Consider the following 21,518-nt stretch of genomic DNA (forward strand, 5'->3'; position numbering starts at 1 on the left):
TCTATTTTCCTTTCCTTCTTGAAATTATAAGTTTATCACTAGCTTTTTTGCGTCTAGTTTTTAGACCTTTAGTTGGTTGTCCCCATGGAGTAACAGGATGACGGCCTGAGTTTTTCTTACCTTCACCACCACCGTGTGGGTGATCAACAGGGTTCATCGCACTACCTCTTGTTTGAGGGCGAATTCCTAAATGTCTATTTCTACCAGCTTTACCGATAACAACATTTGCCCACTCTTCATTACCAACTACACCAATAGTTGCCATACACTCAGCCAAAACTCTTCTCATTTCGCCACTTGGTAATCTTAATGCAACATATTTTTCTTCTTTACCCATAAGTTGAGCATATCCACCAGCACTTCTTGCAATTTGTGCACCTTTTCCAGGTTTTAGCTCAATATTATGTAGGATTGTTCCAAGAGGAATGCTTTTTAATTTCATAGCATTTCCTGGTTTTATATCAAGACCACTCTCAGCAGAAGCGATAACATCGCCAACTTTTAAGCCATTTGGTTGAATAATATATCTTTTTTCACCATCTTTGTAGCTAATTAATGCAATTCTACAATTTCTGTTTGGATCATACTCAATAGCTTCAACTTTGCCTTCAATGCCAAATTTTCTTCTTTTAAAATCAATAATTCTATAAAGTTTTTTAGCTCCGGCTTGTTTATGTCTTGAAGTTATTCTTCCATCGTGGTTTCTTCCAGCAGTTGCAGGAACTTTTTTAAGAAGTGATCTTACACTTGCTTTTGCAGTTATATCATCACTGCTTAAACCACTCATAAATCTTCTACTTGGAGTATATGGTTTATAATGTTTTACTGACATCTTATGCTCCTATACTTTCTAGGCTTGCACCTTCAGGAAGTTTAACATAGAATTTTTTGTAATTATTTCTTGCGCCAATTCTTCCTCTAAATCTTTTAACTTTACCATTCATTTTTAATGAATTTATCTTTAAAGGTGTGATTCCAAAATACTCTTTTAATATAGCTTTTAGTTTATTTTTAGTTACATCTGTTGATGTTTGAATAACAACCACACCGCTTTCTTGAAGGTCTAAAGTTTTTTCTGTATAAAGAATCGTTTTTATATCTGTTATATCTGCCATTTTAACCCTCTTTTATTATCTTATCAAGTGCTGATTTTTCAATAATAACCGCACTATATACTTTTACTAAATAAGCATTTATTTCACTTACATCAATAGCGTAGCAATTTGTTAAATTTCTATATGCTAAGAATGTGTTTTGAATTCTTTTTGCACTTTCTAAACTATCAACAGATGATAAGTCTCCAACAATTAAAGCATCTCTAACTTTAAAGTTATTTATGAAGCTATTAGCATCTTTTGTTTTGCCTGACTCTATATCAATGCTTTCAACAGCAAAAATTTTACCTTGCTCAGCTCTTTCAAAAAGTGCTCTTTCAAGTGCAAGTCTTTTTTGTTTTTTATTTATTTTTTGAATGTAGTTTCTTTCGTTACTTGGACCAAAAGATACTCCACCACCAACCCAAACGTTTGTTCTAGTTGAACCAGCTCTAGCTCCACCACGACCTTTTTGACGCCATGGTTTTTTACCACCACCACTTACTTCAGATCTTGTTTTAGTATGAGCTGTATTTGATCTAACAGCTGCAAGGTATGATTTTACATATAAATATAAGTTGTGTGGATTTACTTCGCTATATTTTACAGGAAGTTCTATCTCGCCTGCATTTTCAAGCTTTTCATTAAATACTGCTACTTTACTCATTTTACTATCCTTATTCTACCCATTGCACCATTAAATCCAGGAACAGAACCTTTTACAACTAAAACACCATTGTCTTTATCAAAGCTAACAACTTCGTTTTTAACTGTAACTTTTACATTTCCTGTTTGTCCAGGCATTTTTCTACCAGGCTGAACGCGTCCTGGCCACTCACAGTTACCAATTGATCCTGATCTTCTGTGAAATCTACTTCCGTGAGATTTCGGACCACCTGCAAAACCATGTCTTTTCATAACGCCTTGATAACCTTTACCTTTAGTATTAAAGCTTGCTTTTATAACTTTTGCCTCATCTAAAGGAGTCATATCTTGGTCGCCTATTTCGCCATTTGCTACTTCTAAGCTAGCAAATTTATTGAACTCTTTACTTAGACTATATTTTTTTTGTTGTCCTGCTATAGTTTTATTATTAGATTTACCACTTGCATAAGCAACGATGGCTTTATTATTTTCACCAACTTCACAAACTTTGGTGCTTATAACTCTTAGCAGACTAACTGGTAGGCTAACTCTATCAACGGTTCTGCTCATACCTATCTTTTCTACTATATATTCCATAAATTTACCCCTTATTACCCATTGCACGAACTTCGACATTAACTTCTGGTGCAAGATCCAATTTTGTAAGTGAATCTACAGTCTCAGGAGTTGCTGCAACGATATCAAGCATACGGGTGTGAATTCTTATCTCAAACTGCTCTCTTGAATCTTTATTTACGTGTGGAGATTTTAAGACTGTATAGCGTTTGATCTTTGTAGGCATAGGCACTGGACCTCTGACATCCGCACCTGTTCTTTTGACAGCTTCTACTATTGCTGTAACTGTTCTATCTAAAACTCTATGGTCGTAAGCTTTTAACTTTAACCTAATTCTTTCCATAGTTTTTTTCCTTCATAAAGAACTTGTCGCAAAAAAATGCGACCTTTTTTGATTTAAAAAGATTGTGATTATATAAGAATTATTTTGCAAAGTCAATATTTTACGGCATTTTATCTGAAATTTATATTTTTTATTTCCTTATTAAAAGGAAAGTTTTTATTTTATTGAAAATTCTTAAAATTTTAAAATTAAGTTAAATTTGCTATAATTTTTCTATGGAAATTTTAAATTATCTTTATGAAAACCCGCCAATTTTTCAAAATAAAATTGCTAGAAAAATTAAAATTGATAGTGACAAGGCTTTAATTTGCGGTCAACTAAACTCAGGTAAAAGTCAAATTTTATTAAATCTGCTTTTTGAAAATCAAAAAGATGAAATTTTATACATAGACCTTGATGATTTGCGTCTAAATTTTGATAAAGCTGATTTTTTAAAATTTTTAAATTTAAATAAAAAAATCAAATTTATTGGAATTGACAATCTAAAAACCAATGATTCAAAGCTCTTAAAAATAATTGAAAACCTAAGCTCTAGCAATGCAAACATAAAAAATATTTATCTTACAACAAGACAAAAATCATTAAGTTTAAATGGTTTTAAAAAATACAACTTAAATATGCTTGATTTTGAAGAATTTATTGCATTTGAGGGAAAAACTAATGATCTTGGAGCAATGTTTAGCGAATTTTTAACAAGAGGAAATAGCATAAATGATAAAATTTCAATTCAAAATAATCTCAAAGCAAATTATAGTGAAAATGAACTTTTAGTACTTTTAGAGTGCGCTAAATTTGTAAATCAAAATTTTAGTACAAACAAAATTTATACAAATCTAAAAGAATTTTATAAAATTTCAAAAGATAAAGTTTATGAGGCTGTTTTTAAGTTCGAGGATGAGGGGATTATCAAATTTGTACCAAAATTTAAATCCACCTCTAAAAGAGTTTATTTTGGAGATTTTGCCTTTATGGATGATTTAAGCTATAAAAAACATTTTATTAAAAAACTTCAAAATGCCCTATTGTGTGAACTTTTAACGCTTGATAAAGAAATTTATTTTACGGATGATTTTGACTTTTACTTGCCAAATAAAAATTTGCAAAATCAAAATTTAGCTTTTTTAATCATCCCTTTTACAACAAGCGAGTTTATATATTTGAAATTTAAAAAGCTTTTTGAACAACTAAAAAAAATGAGAATTTCAAAACTTTATGCAATAACAATGGGAAATGAGGAAAGTTTTACAATAGAGGGCATAAAGTGTGAAATAACACCATTTTGGCAATATGCTTTAAGTATTTAAGGAAATTTATGAAAATTTGTGGCATTGATGAAGCTGGGCGTGGATGTTTGGCAGGTGATTTATGTATGGCTGGAGTAGTGCTAGATAAAGAGATAGATGGTCTAAAAGATAGCAAAAAGATAAGTGAGAAAAAAAGAGCAATTTTATTTAATGAAATTTGTAAAAATGCAAAATTTAAAATTGTTACTTTTACAAGCCAAGATGTTGATAAAATGGGTCTTTCAGAATGTTTAAAAAATGGGCTTTTAGAAATTTTGAATTATTTTGGAGATGGGTTTGAATATATTTATGATGGAAATACAAATTTTAAAGTCCAAAAAATAAAAACTATGATAAAAGCTGATGCGCTAATAAAAGAGGTAAGTGCAGCAAGTATTTTAGCTAAAGTTACAAGAGATGAAAATTTAAAAACAGCTAATAAAAAATACCCAGAATATTGTTTTTTAAAGCATAAAGGATACGCTACAAAAGCACACATTGAAGCTATTTTAAAATACGGATATACAAATTTTCATAGGCTTACTTATGATGTAAAAGCATTAAAAAATATAAGTAAAAATAAATTTTAATTTTGGTAAAATCACGCACAAATTTTAAGGAGATCAAATGGTAAGAAAAGCAAAGCCAAGCGATGCAAAAAAATGCGTTAAAATACTTGATTTGGCGATGGATGACATTAGCGGAGTGATTTTAAATGAAACAGACTATGATAAAAAAATGGAAAAATTTGAAACTTTTTTTAGAGCTAAAAACAATCGCCTGTCATACGAAAATACAATAGTGTATGAAGATGAAAACAAAAATATCTGTGGGGCTATGATATTTTATAAAGGATATGAAAGTGACTTTTTAGATGCAGTTTTTAATGAGAGATTAAAACAACTTGGCTCTAAAAATTTGACAAAAAAAGAGTGCGAAGATGATGAGTTTTATATAGATAGTGTTGCAGTTGATCCAAAATTTAGAGGCAAAGGATATTTTAAAGCCTTAATGAATGAAGCTATACAAATAGCCAAAAACTCTGATCTTAAAAAAATGAGTTTAGTTACTCACACTCCTGAACTTTACACAAAATTCGGTTTTAAATTTCATGATAATTTAGATATCTATGGAGAAGTTTATCAAAAAATGATTAAGGTGCTTTAAAGCCTTAATCAGCTTTTGCTTGCAAATTATCACGCCTGTTTTTATAAACCGAACTTAAAAAAGCTAAAAAAATAAATAAAAATCCTATGGTTCCGGTTATAATTTCACTAACCTCGTAAAAAACTTGTATAAACATTATAATAGAAAGTGCAAATATCGCATAATGTGCTCCATGGTCTAAATATGCAAATTTTAAAAGCGTTTTTTTCTCAACCAAGTATATTGTTATACTTCTTACAAACATAGCGCCAATTCCAAGTCCTATCATAATAATAAAGATATTTTCACTTAAAGCAAATGCTCCAATTACACCATCAAAACTAAAACTTGCATCCAAAACCTCCAAATATAAAAACCCAATAATTCCATTTCTAACACTTCCTGAGCTAAAAGTTTCATTTAAAGATGATATTAACAAATGTATAAAAATGGCAGAAAAAAAGCAGAGACCATAAGTTAAATTTGAAGTTTTTTGCATAAAAATAAGTCCTAAAAAAATCGCTAAAATCAAATTTATATTTGCAAATTTCTTAAAAAATTCAATAATTTTATTGTTTTCTATCAACTCTAACCAATGTGTTTTTCTCTGGCTATCAAAGAAAAAATCAAAAAACACCATCATTAAAAATGCTCCACCAAAAATATAAATTTCATCTTTATTTTGACTTAAAGCCTCATGGTATAATTCAGGTGAATTAATAGCAAAATTTAGAGTTTGAAGCATTGAGTGCCCCGAAAAAATAGAAACTATAAGAAGTGGAAATAAAAACCTCATTCCAAAAACAGCAATTGGAATACCAAAGATAATAAATCTTTTTCTCCATACTTCATTCATTTGGTTTAAGATTTTTGCATTTACAACCGCATTATCAAAACTAAGGCTAACTTCCAAAATGGCTAGTAAGAAACAGATATAAACAGCCTTTAAATTTCCTATAAAAAAACTTATTAAAAGTCCAAAAATCATCACTATAAATGACGAATAAAATATTTTCATATTATCTCCTAAGCCAAAATTATACTATTTTTTAAAAAATTTATTAGGCAAAAACTTAATTTAATTTATTTTTATAAATAAATATCAAAATGTTTATTGCTAAAAATAGCGCACTAACAAACATAAATATACTTGTTTTTTAGTTTATTAATATAAATAAAGTTTATACTTACCATATCAACTATAACTAACACAACTAACAAACAAAACCAAATAAATTCTCTTTAAACCACACTAAACACGAACTAACATGTACTAACAAGTTATATTACTTTGTTTTTATATTATATTTTTAAAATTATTTTAATTTTATATTTTTTAAATATTAATTAAATATTAATTAAAAATTTGATACCATTTTCACAAGAAATAAAAAGGAAAAAAATGAGAAAAATTTTAATCTTTATCTTTTTAATAAATTTTTTATGGAGCGTGGATATGAGTAATAATACCAACAATGCTGAAATTTATTTAGCCGGCGGGTGCTTTTGGGGAATGCAAGGGTATTTTGACAAAATTAATGGAGTCATAAAAACCGATGTTGGTTATGCAAATGGAAAAAGTGCGAGCACAAGTTATAAAGAACTTCATAAAACAATGCATGCTGAGACACTTCACCTGATTTATGATAAAAATAAAATTAGTTTAAATGAAATTTTAAGACATTTTATAAGAGTGATAGACCCGACTTCACTAAACAGACAAGGAAACGATGTTGGCACGCAGTATAGAAGCGGAATTTACTATGTTGATGTAGAAAGTGGCAATGAAGCGATATCATTTATAAAAGAGATCTCTAAATTTTATGAAAAACCGATTGTCATAGAGGTAGAGCCACTTAGAAACTATGTTTTGGCTGAAAATTATCATCAAAAATATTTAGAGAAAAACCCAAACGGATATTGTCATATTGATTTAAATTTAGCAAAAACTCCACTAGAAAAAGTTTATAATAAACCAAATGATGACGAAATAAGAAAAAATTTAAGTGAAATTTCATATCAAGTAACGCAAGAAAATGCCACCGAAATGCCATTTTCAAGCAAATATGATGATTTTTATGAAAAAGGGATTTATGTTGATATCGTAAGCAAAGAGCCACTTTTTAGCTCATCTGATAAATTTAATGCAGGATGTGGGTGGCCAAGCTTTTCAAAGCCAATTGGTAAAATTAATGAAAATAAAGACTTTTCACATGGCATGATAAGAACCGAAGTAAGATCAAAATTTGCAAACTCTCACTTGGGACATGTTTTTAATGATGGACCAAAAAGCAAGGGAGGGCTAAGATATTGTATAAATGGTGCTGCATTGGAGTTTATCCCACTTAAAGAGATGGAGGAGAAAGGGTATAAAGACTATATTAAATTTGTGAAATGACTTTTAAATTTAATGAGTTTTTTATTAAAATTTAGAGCTAGTTTAAATTTTATTTTTTCTAAATAAGTTTAAAATTTTAACGCTAAGCTTTTCAGAGATAAGCGAGTATTTAGGGATTTAAACGCCAAAAACGATAATTTAAAGCATAGTGGCAAGGTTTAATGACAAGGGCGACGAAATTTTAACGCTAAGCTTTTTAAATAGGCTTTTATTTTCGCTTTTACTTGCAAGGTATGAAGCAACTTCACCTCTTCCAAACATAACAGCAAATGAGTAAGGCGTCATCCCAAGTCCGTTATTTTCGTCTATATTTGCACCATTTTCAACTAAAACTTTACAATTTCTAAATTTCCCTTAAAAGCAACTCCTGCAAGTGGTGTTTGACCTCGGTCATTTTTCTTATCAACCTCTGCACCTTTTTCTAAAAGCATTTTTGTGGTTTCAAAACTTCCATTATAACTTGCAAGCATCAGCAAACTATCACCTTTTTCGTTGGTTAAATTTGGACTAAGTCCAGCATCAATCATCTTTGAAAGTGTTTCAAATTCATTATTCCTAGCAAAGTCAAACGCCATTTGACAAAGCTCGTTAAATCTAGCTTTTTCCTCTTGGCTTATTTCTTGTGTTGCATCTTTAGGGCTTTCATCTAAATTTTGAGTTTTTACTTCTTCGTTCATAAATTTATCTTTATTAAATTATCATATTTACATTATAATACAAATTTAGCGGGTTTAAAATCCAAACCCGCTTAAAATTTGTGAAGCTACTTTTAACAACAACTTTTACATTTTGATTTTAAAGCACTCTCCACACCTTTTGCGTAATCAGGTGAAATTTTTTCAAAATGTCCTAAAGCTCTTTTTATTACTTCTTTGCTTACGCCTTCCATGCTATCAGCGATATTGTTAAATAGCTGATTTTTTTGGCATTCGCTCATTAAGTTAAATAAAGCTCTTGGTTGTGAGTAATAATCCTCATCATCATAACCAAATCTTGCTGCAACGCCTTCTAGCTCTAAATCTGGTTCTAAAAAGCTATTATCTTCTACTGGTCCATTATAGCTATTTGGCTCATAATATGCTTTTGTTTTAACTTCGTATGAGCCATTATTCATATTTCCGCCAACTGTGTAAGTATTTACTTTATTTATCGGGCGATTTACTGGAAGCTGTGCGTAGTGTGTGCCGATTCTATATCTTTGAGCATCTGGATAACTAAAAGTTCTTGCTTGAAGCATTTTATCAGGGCTAATTGAAATTCCAGGAACTACATTTGATGGGCTAAATGCGGCTTGTTCTATTTCATTAAAGTAGTTTTTAGGGTTTTCATTTAGTTCAAAATATCCCACATCAATTAATGGATAGTCTTTATGTGACCAAACTTTTGTTAAATCAAATGGGTTAAATCCACAGGTTTTTGCTTCGCTTTCTGGCATAATTTGGATTTTAAAATTCCATCTTGGGAAATCGCCTTTTTCAATTGCATTATGAAGATCTCTAAGGTTGCTTTCTCTATCTTTTGCGATAACATTAGCTGCTTCTTCGTTTGTTAAATTTTTAATTCCTTGGGCAGTTTTAAAATGAAATTTAACCCAAAATCTCTCATTATTAGCATTAATCAGACTATAAGTATGGCTTCCAAATCCATGCATATTTCTAAAACTTGCAGGAATTCCTCTATCGCTCATTAAAATCGTAACTTGATGAAGACTTTCAGGAACTAGTGTCCAAAAGTCCCATTGTGCGTTATTTGATCTTAAATAAGTGTGAGGATCTCTTTTTTGAGTGTGGATAAAATCAGGGAATTTATAAGCATCACGAACGAAAAATACAGGCGTATTATTTCCCACTAAATCCCAATTTCCCTCTTTTGTGTAAAATTTAAGCGCAAAACCTCTAACATCTCTTTCAGCATCCGCTGCACCTGCTTCACCTGCAACGGTTGAAAACCTTGCTAACATTCTTGTAGTTTCGCCTTTTTGCAAAACACTAGCTTTTGTATATTTTGAAATATCTTCTGTAATAACTAATTTTCCATATGCGCCACCGCCTTTTGCGTGTACTGCTCTTTCAGGAATTCTTTCTCTATTTTGGTGTGCTAGTTTTTCAATAAGTTTATAATCTTGAAGTAAAACAGGTCCTCTTTTACCAGCTGTTAAACTGTTTTGATTATCAGCGACTACGTTTCCAAATGTTGTGGTTAATCTTTTCATTAGTTTCTCCTTTTTAGTTCTAAACAATAAATTTTATTGTTTAGAAAATTATAGTTATTATAAGTAAATGAATTAGAAATTTAGCAAAAAAATAAAAATTTTAAATCATTTTTATAAAAATATAACTTATTAATAATATTTATTATATAAAATTTATTTAAGTAAATTTATATTATAATCTACATTATCTTAAAAAGGAAAAAGCTATGCGAATAGAAAAACCAACTCCAATTGATGAGAAGATAGAACTTGACCCTGAAAGATATTTTATATCAAGTACTGATTTAAAAGGAATTATAACGTCAGTAAATATTTATTTTTCAAAAATTTCAGGCTATAGCGAAAAAGAACTTATAGGAAGTCCACATAACATCGTAAGACATCCAGATATGCCAAGAATAATTTTTAAAACTATGTGGGATCAGATCCAAACAGGTAAAAATATGTGTGCTGTAATAAAAAATCTAGCAAAAGATGGCAGATACTACTGGGTTGTAACTGATTTTGAAATTTTAAAGGGCGAAGATGGAAAGCCAATTGGATATAGGGCTTTTAGAAGAGCAGCAAAAGATGAAACTATAAAAACGGTTGAGCCAGTTTATAATAGACTTTTAGAAGCTGAAAAAGAAGGTGGAATTTTAGCAAGCAAAGATGAGCTTAATAAAATTTTAAAAGAAAAAAATATGAGTTATGATGATTTTATAAATAATGAAATTAAAAAAAGTGGTCTAAAAGGCGCTTTTAGTGGATTGTTGCACAAATTTGGTTTTTAAAATTTTGTATATTTAATTTTTATAAATATAAATTTGTGAAAATTAAAATGACTTAATAAGCGCTAGTCTTCATATTTTTGAGCAATTTTTCTAAACTCGGATTTTAAATCTATAAAAGCTTTTATTAAAGTTGGATCAAAATGTGTTCCACTTTCGCTTATTATCATATTTTCAGCTTTTTCGTAACTAAATTTTTCCTTATAAGCTCTTTTTGAAGTTAGTGCGTCATATACATCTGCTATTGCCATCAAGCGTCCTTCAATTGGTATTTCATCTCCTTTTAAGCCTTGTGGATAGCCGCTTCCATCCCATTTTTCATGGTGTGTATAGGCTATGTTTATAGCAGCATTTAAGAAAAGATTTTTTCCACTTGAACGCATTTCTGCTTTTTGAATTATCTCTTTTCCATAAATTACATGTTTTTTCATTATTTCCCACTCTTTTTCATCAAAGCTTCCATTTTTATTTAAAATATTATCAGGAATTGCAACCTTGCCAATATCATGGAGTGGAACAGCTTGACATAAAATTTTTATAAAAGTTGGACTAAAATCATAAATTCCCTTTTTTCTTAAATACTGCGCTAAAATTCTAACATACTCTCTAGTTCTTAAGATATGCCCACCAGTTTCTCTATCTTTTCCCTCAACAACTGTTATCATGCTATCTATTGCTGAACTGTGTGCTTCTTCAAGCTCTTTTAAAAAGCTTCTTTTTTCCCAAAAACTATAAAAAGCCATTGATAAAGTAAAAAACAAAAATATTATAGAAACTGGAATTATAATATATCCAATCGAAATATAAACTCCACTTTTTAGTTTAATTTCTGCACTAACAAAATCCATAACAGTTAGTAAAACAAAAACTAAAAAAGAAGGCAAATAGCCATATCTAACTATCACAAAAGCAAGTAACACTAACACTAACACGCTTAAATAAAAATTTAAATCTTTATAGAAATTTGGCTGACTAACAAGTGAGTTAGTTAAAAAATTTTCTATTAAAGATGCATGGTAAAAAATACCAGATCTTATCTTTCCTCCAGAGCTTACAAAATGATCATTTAAGCCAAGCGCAGTTGCACCAAACAAAACAAATTTTCCACTAAATTCACTCTTATCAACTCTATCCAAAAGCACATCAGAAGCCGAAAATGTTTTAAATTTACTTTTTGGATAAATTTCATTTAAGGCCTTTGCTTCATCATTTAGCTTAACTTCTTTTCCTAAAAATTTAACTTTTAAACCCCTATTTTTTTCATCTTCTAAAAGAGTTAAATTTGGATCAACTTGCATAAGCATAGCAACACTAAAAGATGGAATAAGACTATTTTTATAGTAAAAAAATAGATTTGTATAACGCAACACTCCATCGCTAAAAGCCCTTGCATTTATAAAGCCATTTGCCTTAGCAAGAACATTTAAAGGCTCATAGCTACAAACTAAATTATCTATTTTATCTATATTTTCAAAGACAAGGTCTGATTTTATCGTAGTTAGTTTGCTGCAAGTTTTATTTCTTGGTATATTTGAGGCAAAAACTGCTAAAACGCTGTTTCCAGCCTCCAAAGAACTTGCTAAAATTTTATCATTATCTAGTAGTGGAGTTGGAATTTTATTTGTATTTAACTCCAAATTTAGTGAATCTTTATAAAAATTTTTAATTTCATCCAAAGAAGTTCTATCTTTTTCTGCAAATATAACATCCATTCCAAAAGCCGCAGGTTTTGAAAGCAGTATCTCTTGTGCAAGTTTTGCAACTAAAATTCTACTCCAAGGCCACTGACCAAATATTTCTAAGCTTTTTTCATCAATTTCAACAACAACAACTGAGTTTGATTTGTCTAAATTTAACTCTGGCTTTATAAGGTCATAAATTTGATAATCAAGCAAAGGTAAAAAACTACTACTTCTTATAAAAAATCCGCAAATTATGGAAAAAAATATAAATATTATAAAAATTTTTTTCATCTATCTTATCTGAATTTCAACTCTTCTATTTTTTGGTTCAATAACGCCATCTTTTGTCTTAACTAAAAGATTTTTTTCCCCAAAAGACACTATCTCAAGCTTTGAGATATTTAAATCTTTAAAATTTTTAGAAACGCTTTGCGCTCTATCAAGTGAGACTTTTTCATTGATTTTATCACTTCCATAAGTATCTGCGTGTCCTATAATAGAGACATTGCAAGGCATTCTATCTTTAATAGTTTGTCTTATTTCATCTATTTTTTTAGCTGAGTTTTCAGTCAAATTTGAGCCATCTGTAAAATACAAAAGATATGACTTTGGTGGTATAACACCATCTTTTAGCAAGGTATAATATCTTTTTTTTACCTCATCTTCTTTAAGAGTTTTTTTCTTGCTTTCAAAAGTTTTAACGTTTGAAATTTCCATATATGAATTTACGGAATTTAAGGTTGTATTTTTATCTTTTGCTTGAATGATTATAGCTGATGGCTTACCACTATCTAAAAGTAAAATCTCACTTTTTTCAACTCCTATGGTAAGACCAAAAATAACTGCAACCATTCCTAGGAAAACTTCCATTTTGTTTCCTTATTTAAGTTCTATTATAAATTTAGTTCCTCTTATACCGATAATTCCATCAGGAATTTTAAACTCAAAGCTCTCAGGTGAAATTTCGCTTACTTTACCTGATTCAAACATAGCTTTTCCCTTATCAAGCTTCAAAGAAAATTTATAAATTTCTTCGATTGGCTTAAATTTAAACTCTTCAATATTTAAATAACTAGATTCACCTAAAGTAAGGCTACTTCCATCATCAAAAATAACCCCTACTTTTGAATTTGCATCTGTTATTAAAATATCGTTATTTAACAATTCATCACCAACTTTTAAATTTAATGTCTTATCATCTCTTTTAACAACTGGATTACCTTTTGCCATTTTAACTATTGCAATACTTTGAGCAAACAAAAAATTTGCAAAAATAAAGAAAGTAAAAAATATTTTTTTCAAAACAACTCCTTTATCATAAAAGTTAAACATCATTATAACATATAAATTAATAATTTTAAAACTAAAATTTGATAAAAATAATTTACTATTTTAAAATTTTATTTTATTTTAAAGTATCAAATTAAAATAAAAGCTATTAAAATGCTTAGTTTTAGGCTTGTTTATAAATTGCACATCATGATAAATTTAAATTCTAGGTAAATATAAAAAGTAAATTTAATTTGACTTTTATAAAATTTTATAGTAGAATTGTCAGTGATATTTTATTTAAAAAGGATTAAAAGTATGAAAAAAATTCTTAGTTCAGTTTTAGTTGCTGGGTTGCTTGTATCAGCTGGAGTGACAACTTCATTTGCAATAGGCGGAGCAAGTGGCGCTGCGACTGATTATGTAGTTCAAGGAAAGATTGGTGAGTTAGTTGTAAATCCTTACGATATAGCTCCACTAACAGCTGTTATTAAAAATGGCGGATATACAATAAAAGATGTAACCGTTAGAATCGTGCCAAAAAAAGATGGTCAAGAGATCAAATACAAAGTAGCAGATGGCGAGCTTAAAACTCATGGTGGAATTCCTGTTTTTGGGCTTTATCCTGATTATGTAAATACAGTTGAAGTTGAATACACAAGGACATATAAAGGTGCTGATGAGAAGATAAAAGAGGATTATAAAATTTATACCGCTCCTGTTTTTGGCGATGTTAGCGGTATGAGAGGTCAAAAAGGTGTATTTTTTGATGAGATCAAAGTTACAAAACCTGCAACTGAGAAATTCAAAGATAGACTTTATTTTGTAAATAACTTCCAACCAAAGACTGGAAAAGGCACAAAAGTTGTATGGAATAACCCAACAGGTGGAGCGCTAGAGTGGAACTATACTCCTCAAATTTTTATCCTTGATACAAAAGGCGAAATTAGATGGTATATGGAGCCAAGCAAAATTTACAACCTCAAATCAGCATTCCACGCTGGCGTTATGATGGGCTTTAAGCAAAATGATGATGGCGATATAACTTGGGGTTATGGTCAAAGATATGCAAAATATGACATCATGGGAAGAGAGATCTTTAACAGAGAGCTTCCTGCTGGATATGTTGATTTTTCACACTCAATGGATGATAGCCCAAATGGCCACTACTTCTTAAGAGTTGCTAATGCAAACCTAAAAAGAAATGATGGCAAAAATGTTCGAACCGTAAGAGATGTTATAGTTGAAGTTGATCAAAACGGTCAAGTTGTTGATGACTGGAGACTTTATGAAATCCTTGATCCTTATAGAGACAATGTCCTAAAAGTGCTTGATCAAGGTGCAGTTTGTCTAAATATCGATGCAAAAGCTGGTGGCCATACATTAAGCGATGAAGAGCTAGCAAAGCTTGATGACAATGATCAATTTGGCGATATCGTAGGAAGCGGACCAGGAAGAAACTGGGCACACGTAAACTCAGTTGATCACGATGCTGAAGATGATAGCATTATACTTTCATCAAGACATCAAAATGCAATTATTAAGATAGGTAGAGATAAACAAGTTAAATGGATTTTAGGAAACCCAGTTGGCTGGAGTGATAAATTTAAAGATAAGCTTTTAACTCCAGTTGATAGCAAAGGTAATAAAATTTCTTGCGGTGATGATGGCGCAAAATGCCCAGGATATGAGAGTGATAAAGGTGGCTTTGACTACACTTGGACACAACATACTGCATTTAAAATCGATGAGAAAAGCAAAGGCGATATCATCTATGTAAGTGCATTTGATAATGGCGATAGCCGTGGTATGGAGCAACCTGCACTTCCAACTATGAAATACTCACGTGCAGTAATCTATAAAATAGATCAAAAGAAGATGACAGTTGAGCAAGTTTGGGAATATGGAAAAGATAGAGGATTTGACTGGTATAGCTCAGTTACAAGCCTAACAGAGTATCAAGCTGACAAAAACTCAGTTATGGTTTATTCAGCAGTTGCTGGAATGCAGTTTGACATAGCAACAGGAAATCCAACAGGTCTTCCAAGCCCACATATTAACGAGTTTGAATGGGGTGCAAAAGAGCCTAGTATCGAGATCGTTATGAAAAATGCAATGGGTTATCAAGCATGGCCATTTAGCATTGAAAAGGCATTAAGCAAATAATTCAAATTTAGGGGGAATTTTCTCCCTAAATTTATCTCTCTTTAAATCTAGACAAAAGTCTCAAATGGTGAGATTTCTATCTAAATTTCAAAATAGGAGAGAATATGAAAAAAATTCTTAGTTCAGTCTTAGTTGCTGGAATGCTTATTTCAGTGGGAGTTACAACAGCATCAGCAATTGGTGGTGCAAGTGGAGCAAAAACGGATTGGCAAACACAAGGAAAACTTGGCGCTGTAAAGCTAAATCCTTACGGACTTACTCCATTAACTGCGATTATTATGAACAATGGTTATGTTTTAAGTGATGTATCGGTTAAAGTTTTACCAAAAGAAAATGGTCAAACTATAAGCTATCAAGTAGATAATCAAGTTTTAAAAACATACGGCGGGATTCCTATCTTTGGTCTTTATCCAGCGTATAAAAATCAAGTTGAGGTAACTTATACAAAATCAGCCGTTGGTTTTCAAGATGAAAAAATAACCGAAACATATCAAATTACAACTGGTCCAGTTGGACTAACTCCATCAGGACTTATGACACAAACTGGAATGCCATTTGAAACTGTAAAGGTTGAAAAAGCAGATAAAGAGTTTTCAGATAGGCTTTATCTTATAAATAACGCACCTGGCAAAATGCCTGGACGAAGCTCACAAGCTGTTTGGAATAACCCAATGGGTGGAGCATTAGAGTGGAATGACTCATCATCTGTATTTATCGTGGATACAAAAGGCGAAGTCAGATGGTATTTTGACTCAGATAAAATGCTAGATCCTGGCAATATCTACCGCACAGGTATCCAAATGGGATTTAGACAAGATATTGATGGAGCTTTGGCGTGGGGCTTTGGTCAAAGATATGTTAAATATGATTTAATGGGACGAGAAATTTTCAACCGCCAACTTCCGCTTGGATATAATGACTTCTCACACTCTTTAAACAATGCTCAAAATGGTAACTACCTACTTCGTGTTGGCTCATCAAACACAAAACGCCCTGATGGTAAAAATGTTAGAACTGTTAGAGATACGATTGTAGAAGTTGATAAAAACGGAAATGTTGTGGATGATTGGAGACTTTATGAAATTTTAGATCCATATAGAAAAGATGTTATTTTATCGCTTGATCAAGGTGCGGTTTGTCTAAACATAGACGCAAGTATGGCAGGTCAAACTCTAAGCAATGAAGATTTAGCTAAAATGGATGCTGATAATAACTTTGGTGATATAGCAGGAACTGGGATTGGTAGAAACTGGGCTCATGTAAATTCAGTTGATTATGATCCAAACGATGACAGTATCGTTATTTCAAGTCGTCATCAAAGTGCGATGATAAAAATCGGCAGAGATAAGCAAGTTAAATGGATAGTTGGAGCTCACAAAGGCTGGGGGGAAAAATTTAAAGACAAATTATTACAACCAGTTGATAACAAAGGTAACAAAATCGTTTGCGAAGATGAATATTCAAAATGTCCTGGATATGAAAATGAAAAAGGCGGATTTGACTGGACTTGGACACAACATACCGCATTTATCATTGATAGCAAGACAAATAAAGATATTCTATATCTAGCAGCATTTGATAATGGCGATGGCAGAGGCTTGGAACAACCTGCACTTTCATCTATGAAATACTCACGTGCAGTTGTTTATAAAATAGATCAAAAAAATATGACTATTGAACAAGTTTGGGAATATGGCAAAGATAGAGGAGCTGATTGGTTTAGTGCAGTTACAAGCTTAACAGAATACCACGATGATAAAGATTCTTTGGTTGTATATTCAGCAACTGCTGGAATGCAATTTGACCTTTCAAAAGGTGTTCCGGTTGGCGATCCTGCACCTGAATTAATGGAATTTAAATGGGGTGAAACAACTCCTAGCGTTCAAATCAAATTTACAGGCACAGGAATTGGCTATCAAGCAATGCCAATTAGTCTTGAAAAGGCGTTTGGTAAAACAAAATAAATTAATTTAAAGCCCTAATTTTAGGGCTTTTGTTTTTATGTTTTTTCTTTAAATTTAGATAAAAGTCTCAACCTTGAAATTTCTATCTAAATTTTACAAAAGGAGAGAATATGAAAAAAATTCTTAGTTCAGTTTTAGTTGCTGGTATGCTTATATCAGTAGGAGTTACAACATCTTTAGCAATGGGTGGTCCAACTGGTCCAAAGACCGATTGGCAAATACAGGGAAAAATAGGAAGCGTTAAACTAAATCCTTATGAACTAACCCCACTAACTGCTGTTATTATGAATGGTGGGTATAATTTAAGCAATATTGAAGTTACAATTGTCCCAAAAGAAAACGGACAAACAATAAAGTATAAAGTTGATGAAAATAGAGCTAAAACATACGGCGGAATTCCAATTTTTGGTCTTTACCCAAGCTACTTAAATACCGTAAAAGTAAGCTACACAAAAGAAAGTTTTGGAAAAACTGAAACAGTAAAAGATGAAGAGTACAAGATTTTAACTTCCGGCATAAGCTTGCAACCTACTGGATATACATCACAAAGAGGTGTTCCTTTTGAAAAAGTTAATGTTTTAAAAGTAGAAGATGAGTTTAAAGATAGGCTTTATTTGGTAAATAATGCTCCAGGAAAAAGCATTGGAAAAAGCTCAAATTCAGTATGGAACAACCCTATGGGTGGAGCTATGGAATGGGATGAAGAATCAAGTGCATTTATCGTTGATACAAAAGGTGAAATTAGATGGTTTTTTGATAATGACAAACTAATGGACTGGCACAATATCTACAATCGTGGACTTATGATGGGCTTTCACCAAAACAATGATGGCTCACTTACTTGGGGATTTGGACAAAGGTATGTGAAATATGATCTTATGGGTAAAGAGAGCTTTAACCGCCAACTACCACTTGGCTACATTGACTTTTCACACGCGATGGACGATATGCAAAATGGAAACTATCTCTTAAGAGTAGCTTCAGCAAACACACTTCGCCCTGATGGCAAAAATGTCAGAACTGTAAGAGACGTTATAATTGAAGTAAATCAAGATGGTGATGTGGTTGATGAGTGGAAATTATTTGAAATTTTAGATCCATATAGAAGCGATGTTATAAAAGCTCTAGATCAAGGTGCGGTTTGTCTAAATATCGATGCAAGTATGGCTGGAAAAACACTAAGCGATGAAGATCTGGCAAAAATGGATGAAAGTAATGATTTTGGAGATATCGCCGGAACTGGGATTGGTAGAAACTGGGCGCATGTAAACTCAGTTGATTATGACCCAACAGATGATAGCATTATACTTTCAAGTCGCCACCAAAGCGCTATGATAAAGATTGGTCGTGATAAAAAAGTTAAATGGATAGCTGGAGCACATAAAGGCTGGAATGATAAATTTAAAGATAAACTTTTACAGCCAGTTGATAGCAAAGGAAATAAAATCGTTTGTGAAGATGGGTATTCAAAATGTCCTGGGTATCTAAATGAAAATGGCGGTTTTGACTGGACTTGGACACAACACACTGCTTGGAGAATAGATGAAAAGTCAGATAAAAGATATATTTATATAAGCGTTTTTGATAACGGAGATGCAAGAGGTATCGAGCAACCAGCACTTTCAACTATGAAATATAGCCGTGCGGTAGTTTATAAAATAGACCAAGAAAAAATGACAATCGAACAAATTTGGGAATATGGTAAAAATCGCGGCAACGAATGGTTTAGTCCGGTTACTAGCTTAACAGAATATCACGCCGATAAAGATAGTATTGTTGTTTATAGTGCAACTGCTGGAATGAGTTTTGATCTAAATTCAGGAGTTAGCGTTGGAGAGCCAAAGCCTGAAATTGATGAGTTTAAATGGGGTGCAAAGGAGCCTTCTGTTCAAATTCAGTTTATTGGAACAGATGCTGGTTATCAAGCAATGCCAATTAGTCTTGAAAAGGCGTTTGGTAAAACAAAATAAATTGATTTATTAAAATTTAAAGCCCTAATTTTAGGGCTTTTATTTTTATGTTTTTCCTTAGAAATTTATATAAAAGTTTCAAACAATGAAGTTTTTATCTAAATTTTAAAAGGAGAAAATATGAAAAAAATTCTTAGTTCAATCTTAGTGGCTGGTATGCTTTTAGGCGTTGGAGCCACGACCTCATTTGCAATTGGCGGGCCAAGCGGGGCAAAAGTTGATTATCTAATTCAAGGGCAAATCGGCGAAGTCGTTGTAAATCCATATGATATTGCACCTCTTACTGCAATTATTAGAAATGGTGGTTATGATCTAAAAGATGTAAAAGTTAGGATAGTTCCTAAAAAAGGTGGTCAAGAGATAAAATATAGCGTTAGCAATAAGCAAATTTTAACTCACGGTGGAATTCCTGTATTTGGTCTTTATCCTGACTATAAAAACAAAGTCGAGGTCGAATATACAAGGATTTTGGGCGATAAGGCCGATAAACTAAAAGAAACTTATGAGATATATACCGCACCAATCTATGCAGAACCTGCCGGAATCAAAATACAAGATAGTGCATTTTTTACAGAAGCAGTAGTACATAAAGCAGCAGATAAAGAATTTAGCGATAGACTTTATTTTTTAACAGGAAACATCCAAAAATCTGGCAAAGGCACACAAGTTGTTTGGAATAACCCAGTTGGTGGAGCACTAGAGTGGAATTTCTATCCTCAAAATTTCGTTATAGATACAAAGGGCGAGATTAGATGGTATATGTTTGCTGAGCCGATTTATGATCTTAAATCCATCTATAACGCAGGTGTTATGATGGGCTTTAAGCAAAATGATGATGGAGCCCTAACTTGGGGATATGGACAAAGATACGCTAAGTATGACCTAATGGGTAGAAAGATTTTCAATAGGCAGCTACCAATAGGCTATAACGACTTTTCACACTCACTAGACAATAGCCCAAATGGAAACTACTTTTTAAGAGTTGCAAGCTCAAATCAAAAGCGACTTGATGGCAAAAATGTCCGCACCGTGCGAGATGTTGTCATAGAGGTAGATGAAAATGGAGTAGTTTTGGACGAGTGGAAGCTATATAATATATTAGATCCTTACAGAGATGTAAATATGAAGGTGCTTGATCAAGGTGCAGTTTGCCTAAATATCGACGCAAGTATGGCTGGAAAAACTTTAAGCAGCGAAGATTTAGCAAAAATGGATGAAAGTGATAAATTTGGCGATATCGTAGGAAGTGGTCCTGGCAGAAACTGGGCGCATATAAACTCAGTAGATCATGACACAGAAGATGATAGTATCATACTTTCATCAAGGCATCAAAGCGCTATTATTAAGATAGGAAGAGATAAAAAGGTAAAGTGGATTTTAGGCTCACATGAGGGGTGGAGTGATAAATTTAAACCATTCTTACTCCAACCAGTCGATAGTAAAGGCAACAAGATAAGTTGTGGAGATAGTGGCTCAAAATGCCCTGGATATCTAAACGAAAAGGGTGGCTTTGACTACACTTGGACACAGCACACTGCATTTAAAATTGATGCAAAAAGTAAAGGCGATATCTTATATGTAACAGCTTTTGACAATGGAGATAGCCGTGGTATGGAGCAACCTGCACTTCCATCGATGAAATATAGCCGCGCAGTAATCTACAAAATAGATCAAAAGAAGATGACTGTTGAGCAAGTTTGGGAATATGGCAAAAACCGTGGTAACTCTTGGTATAGCCCAGTTACTAGCCTAACAGAGTATCACGCCGATAAAGATAGCGTTGTTGTCTATAGTGCGACTGCTGGAACAAATTTTAACCTACAAACAGGTGCTTTTGAGAGCTTACCAAATCCTTATTTGATGGAATTTAAATGGGGTGCAAAAGAACCATCATTTGAAATACAGCTAAAAGGAATTTCTGGCTATCAAGCAATGCCAATTAGCCTTAAAAAAGCATTTGAAAACTAAAATTTAAATGAGTGCAAGTGCAAATTTGCACT

The 21,518-nt window shown here is 32.0% G+C and carries 19 protein-coding genes and 1 pseudogene; 9 read left to right on the forward strand and 11 right to left on the reverse strand.

Features of this window, described 5'->3' with window-relative positions; translation table 11 throughout:
* Nucleotide 1 precedes the first annotated feature (1 nt).
* From rplB to rpsJ, 5 genes are read right to left on the reverse strand one after another with little or no spacing between them, the layout of a single operon-like run.
* Nucleotides 2-832 (reverse strand): 50S ribosomal protein L2, encoded by an 831-nt coding sequence (rplB, locus tag HMPREF9309_RS01710; RefSeq protein ID WP_016646196.1) that lies wholly within the window; start codon nucleotides 830-832, stop codon nucleotides 2-4.
* 1 nt (nucleotide 833) lies between these two features.
* The gene (locus HMPREF9309_RS01715; protein WP_016646197.1) at nucleotides 834-1,115 is read right to left on the reverse strand and encodes a 50S ribosomal protein L23; all 282 of its coding nucleotides are present in this window, start codon (nucleotides 1,113-1,115) and stop codon (nucleotides 834-836) included.
* Between the two features lies 1 nt (nucleotide 1,116).
* The gene (gene rplD / locus HMPREF9309_RS01720; RefSeq protein WP_016646198.1) at nucleotides 1,117-1,761 is read right to left on the reverse strand and encodes a 50S ribosomal protein L4; all 645 of its coding nucleotides are present in this window, start codon (nucleotides 1,759-1,761) and stop codon (nucleotides 1,117-1,119) included.
* Nucleotides 1,758-2,336, reverse strand: coding sequence for a 50S ribosomal protein L3 (gene rplC / locus HMPREF9309_RS01725; RefSeq protein ID WP_016646199.1), 579 nt, complete (start codon nucleotides 2,334-2,336; stop codon nucleotides 1,758-1,760). Before rplC ends, rplD begins: the two co-directional genes overlap by 4 nt.
* A gap of 4 nt (nucleotides 2,337-2,340) precedes the next feature.
* On the reverse strand, nucleotides 2,341-2,658 hold the full coding sequence (rpsJ, locus tag HMPREF9309_RS01730; RefSeq protein ID WP_016646200.1) for a 30S ribosomal protein S10: 318 nt from the start codon (nucleotides 2,656-2,658) through the stop codon (nucleotides 2,341-2,343).
* A gap of 215 nt (nucleotides 2,659-2,873) precedes the next feature.
* Here rpsJ and HMPREF9309_RS01735 point away from each other — a divergent pair, with 215 nt between their 5' ends.
* From HMPREF9309_RS01735 to HMPREF9309_RS01745, 3 genes are read left to right on the forward strand one after another with little or no spacing between them, the layout of a single operon-like run.
* On the forward strand, nucleotides 2,874-3,962 hold the full coding sequence (locus HMPREF9309_RS01735) for an ATP-binding protein (RefSeq protein ID WP_016646201.1): 1,089 nt from the start codon (nucleotides 2,874-2,876) through the stop codon (nucleotides 3,960-3,962).
* An 8-nt stretch (nucleotides 3,963-3,970) separates the two neighbouring features.
* The gene (locus tag HMPREF9309_RS01740) at nucleotides 3,971-4,531 is read left to right on the forward strand and encodes a ribonuclease HII (protein WP_016646202.1); all 561 of its coding nucleotides are present in this window, start codon (nucleotides 3,971-3,973) and stop codon (nucleotides 4,529-4,531) included.
* Between the two features lie 37 nt (nucleotides 4,532-4,568).
* Complete coding sequence (locus HMPREF9309_RS01745) at nucleotides 4,569-5,108, forward strand: GNAT family N-acetyltransferase (protein ID WP_016646203.1); 540 nt, start codon at nucleotides 4,569-4,571, stop codon at nucleotides 5,106-5,108.
* Between the two features lie 4 nt (nucleotides 5,109-5,112).
* On the opposite strand, the gene HMPREF9309_RS01750 is transcribed toward HMPREF9309_RS01745, so the two are convergent.
* The gene (locus tag HMPREF9309_RS01750) at nucleotides 5,113-6,105 is read right to left on the reverse strand and encodes a DUF475 domain-containing protein (RefSeq protein ID WP_016646204.1); all 993 of its coding nucleotides are present in this window, start codon (nucleotides 6,103-6,105) and stop codon (nucleotides 5,113-5,115) included.
* A 384-nt stretch (nucleotides 6,106-6,489) separates the two neighbouring features.
* On the opposite strand from HMPREF9309_RS01750, the gene msrB reads away from it, so the two are divergent.
* Nucleotides 6,490-7,485: a peptide-methionine (R)-S-oxide reductase MsrB gene (gene msrB, locus HMPREF9309_RS01755; RefSeq protein WP_016646205.1), complete on the forward strand. Its 996-nt coding sequence runs from the start codon at nucleotides 6,490-6,492 to the stop codon at nucleotides 7,483-7,485.
* Between the two features lie 138 nt (nucleotides 7,486-7,623).
* On the opposite strand, the pseudogene HMPREF9309_RS01760 reads toward msrB, so the two are convergent.
* Both HMPREF9309_RS01760 and HMPREF9309_RS01765 read right to left on the reverse strand, forming a co-directional pair.
* A pseudogene (locus HMPREF9309_RS01760) lies at nucleotides 7,624-8,162 on the reverse strand (ankyrin repeat domain-containing protein).
* A gap of 92 nt (nucleotides 8,163-8,254) precedes the next feature.
* Nucleotides 8,255-9,697, reverse strand: a complete 1,443-nt coding sequence (locus tag HMPREF9309_RS01765; RefSeq protein WP_016646208.1) for a catalase — start codon at nucleotides 9,695-9,697, stop codon at nucleotides 8,255-8,257.
* Between the two features lie 206 nt (nucleotides 9,698-9,903).
* Here HMPREF9309_RS01765 and HMPREF9309_RS01770 point away from each other — a divergent pair, with 206 nt between their 5' ends.
* Nucleotides 9,904-10,470: a PAS domain-containing protein gene (locus HMPREF9309_RS01770; protein WP_016646209.1), complete on the forward strand. Its 567-nt coding sequence runs from the start codon at nucleotides 9,904-9,906 to the stop codon at nucleotides 10,468-10,470.
* A 62-nt stretch (nucleotides 10,471-10,532) separates the two neighbouring features.
* Here HMPREF9309_RS01770 and HMPREF9309_RS01775 read toward each other — a convergent pair whose 3' ends face one another.
* From HMPREF9309_RS01775 to HMPREF9309_RS01785, 3 genes are read right to left on the reverse strand one after another with little or no spacing between them, the layout of a single operon-like run.
* On the reverse strand, nucleotides 10,533-12,440 hold the full coding sequence (locus HMPREF9309_RS01775; RefSeq protein ID WP_016646210.1) for a CHASE2 domain-containing protein: 1,908 nt from the start codon (nucleotides 12,438-12,440) through the stop codon (nucleotides 10,533-10,535).
* Nucleotides 12,441-13,019, reverse strand: a complete 579-nt coding sequence (locus HMPREF9309_RS01780) for an OmpA family protein (RefSeq protein WP_016646211.1) — start codon at nucleotides 13,017-13,019, stop codon at nucleotides 12,441-12,443.
* 9 nt (nucleotides 13,020-13,028) lie between these two features.
* A complete protein-coding gene (locus HMPREF9309_RS01785; protein ID WP_155827302.1) occupies nucleotides 13,029-13,451 on the reverse strand; it encodes a FecR family protein in 423 nt (140 codons plus the stop codon).
* Nucleotides 13,452-13,736: 285 nt separating this feature from the next.
* Between HMPREF9309_RS01785 and HMPREF9309_RS01790 the strand changes: the two genes are divergently transcribed.
* From HMPREF9309_RS01790 to HMPREF9309_RS01805, 4 genes are all read left to right on the forward strand, one after another.
* Nucleotides 13,737-15,584, forward strand: coding sequence for an aryl-sulfate sulfotransferase (locus tag HMPREF9309_RS01790; RefSeq protein WP_016646213.1), 1,848 nt, complete (start codon nucleotides 13,737-13,739; stop codon nucleotides 15,582-15,584).
* A gap of 104 nt (nucleotides 15,585-15,688) precedes the next feature.
* Nucleotides 15,689-17,548, forward strand: coding sequence for an aryl-sulfate sulfotransferase (locus HMPREF9309_RS01795; RefSeq protein ID WP_016646214.1), 1,860 nt, complete (start codon nucleotides 15,689-15,691; stop codon nucleotides 17,546-17,548).
* Nucleotides 17,549-17,658: 110 nt separating this feature from the next.
* Nucleotides 17,659-19,518: an aryl-sulfate sulfotransferase gene (locus HMPREF9309_RS01800; protein WP_016646215.1), complete on the forward strand. Its 1,860-nt coding sequence runs from the start codon at nucleotides 17,659-17,661 to the stop codon at nucleotides 19,516-19,518.
* 120 nt (nucleotides 19,519-19,638) lie between these two features.
* On the forward strand, nucleotides 19,639-21,486 hold the full coding sequence (locus HMPREF9309_RS01805) for an aryl-sulfate sulfotransferase (RefSeq protein ID WP_016646216.1): 1,848 nt from the start codon (nucleotides 19,639-19,641) through the stop codon (nucleotides 21,484-21,486).
* The last annotated feature ends 32 nt before the right edge of the window (nucleotides 21,487-21,518 follow it).

The organism is Campylobacter ureolyticus ACS-301-V-Sch3b (assembly GCF_000413435.1).
GTDB classification, from domain to species: Bacteria; Campylobacterota; Campylobacteria; order Campylobacterales; family Campylobacteraceae; genus Campylobacter_B; species Campylobacter_B ureolyticus_A.

Excerpts from the sequence above, each read along its gene's own strand:
- rplB (WP_016646196.1), bottom strand. The coding sequence starts at position 832 with ATGTCAGTAAAACATTATAAACCATATACTCCAAGTAGAAGATTTATG.
- HMPREF9309_RS01715 (WP_016646197.1), bottom strand. The coding sequence starts at position 1,115 with ATGGCAGATATAACAGATATAAAAACGATTCTTTATACAGAAAAAACT.
- rplD (WP_016646198.1), bottom strand. The coding sequence starts at position 1,761 with ATGAGTAAAGTAGCAGTATTTAATGAAAAGCTTGAAAATGCAGGCGAG.
- rplC (WP_016646199.1), bottom strand. The coding sequence starts at position 2,336 with ATGGAATATATAGTAGAAAAGATAGGTATGAGCAGAACCGTTGATAGA.
- rpsJ (WP_016646200.1), bottom strand. The coding sequence starts at position 2,658 with ATGGAAAGAATTAGGTTAAAGTTAAAAGCTTACGACCATAGAGTTTTA.
- HMPREF9309_RS01735 (WP_016646201.1), top strand. The coding sequence starts at position 2,874 with ATGGAAATTTTAAATTATCTTTATGAAAACCCGCCAATTTTTCAAAAT.
- HMPREF9309_RS01740 (WP_016646202.1), top strand. The coding sequence starts at position 3,971 with ATGAAAATTTGTGGCATTGATGAAGCTGGGCGTGGATGTTTGGCAGGT.
- HMPREF9309_RS01745 (WP_016646203.1), top strand. The coding sequence starts at position 4,569 with ATGGTAAGAAAAGCAAAGCCAAGCGATGCAAAAAAATGCGTTAAAATA.
- HMPREF9309_RS01750 (WP_016646204.1), bottom strand. The coding sequence starts at position 6,105 with ATGAAAATATTTTATTCGTCATTTATAGTGATGATTTTTGGACTTTTA.
- msrB (WP_016646205.1), top strand. The coding sequence starts at position 6,490 with ATGAGAAAAATTTTAATCTTTATCTTTTTAATAAATTTTTTATGGAGC.
- HMPREF9309_RS01765 (WP_016646208.1), bottom strand. The coding sequence starts at position 9,697 with ATGAAAAGATTAACCACAACATTTGGAAACGTAGTCGCTGATAATCAA.
- HMPREF9309_RS01770 (WP_016646209.1), top strand. The coding sequence starts at position 9,904 with ATGCGAATAGAAAAACCAACTCCAATTGATGAGAAGATAGAACTTGAC.
- HMPREF9309_RS01775 (WP_016646210.1), bottom strand. The coding sequence starts at position 12,440 with ATGAAAAAAATTTTTATAATATTTATATTTTTTTCCATAATTTGCGGA.
- HMPREF9309_RS01780 (WP_016646211.1), bottom strand. The coding sequence starts at position 13,019 with ATGGAAGTTTTCCTAGGAATGGTTGCAGTTATTTTTGGTCTTACCATA.
- HMPREF9309_RS01790 (WP_016646213.1), top strand. The coding sequence starts at position 13,737 with ATGAAAAAAATTCTTAGTTCAGTTTTAGTTGCTGGGTTGCTTGTATCA.
- HMPREF9309_RS01795 (WP_016646214.1), top strand. The coding sequence starts at position 15,689 with ATGAAAAAAATTCTTAGTTCAGTCTTAGTTGCTGGAATGCTTATTTCA.
- HMPREF9309_RS01800 (WP_016646215.1), top strand. The coding sequence starts at position 17,659 with ATGAAAAAAATTCTTAGTTCAGTTTTAGTTGCTGGTATGCTTATATCA.
- HMPREF9309_RS01805 (WP_016646216.1), top strand. The coding sequence starts at position 19,639 with ATGAAAAAAATTCTTAGTTCAATCTTAGTGGCTGGTATGCTTTTAGGC.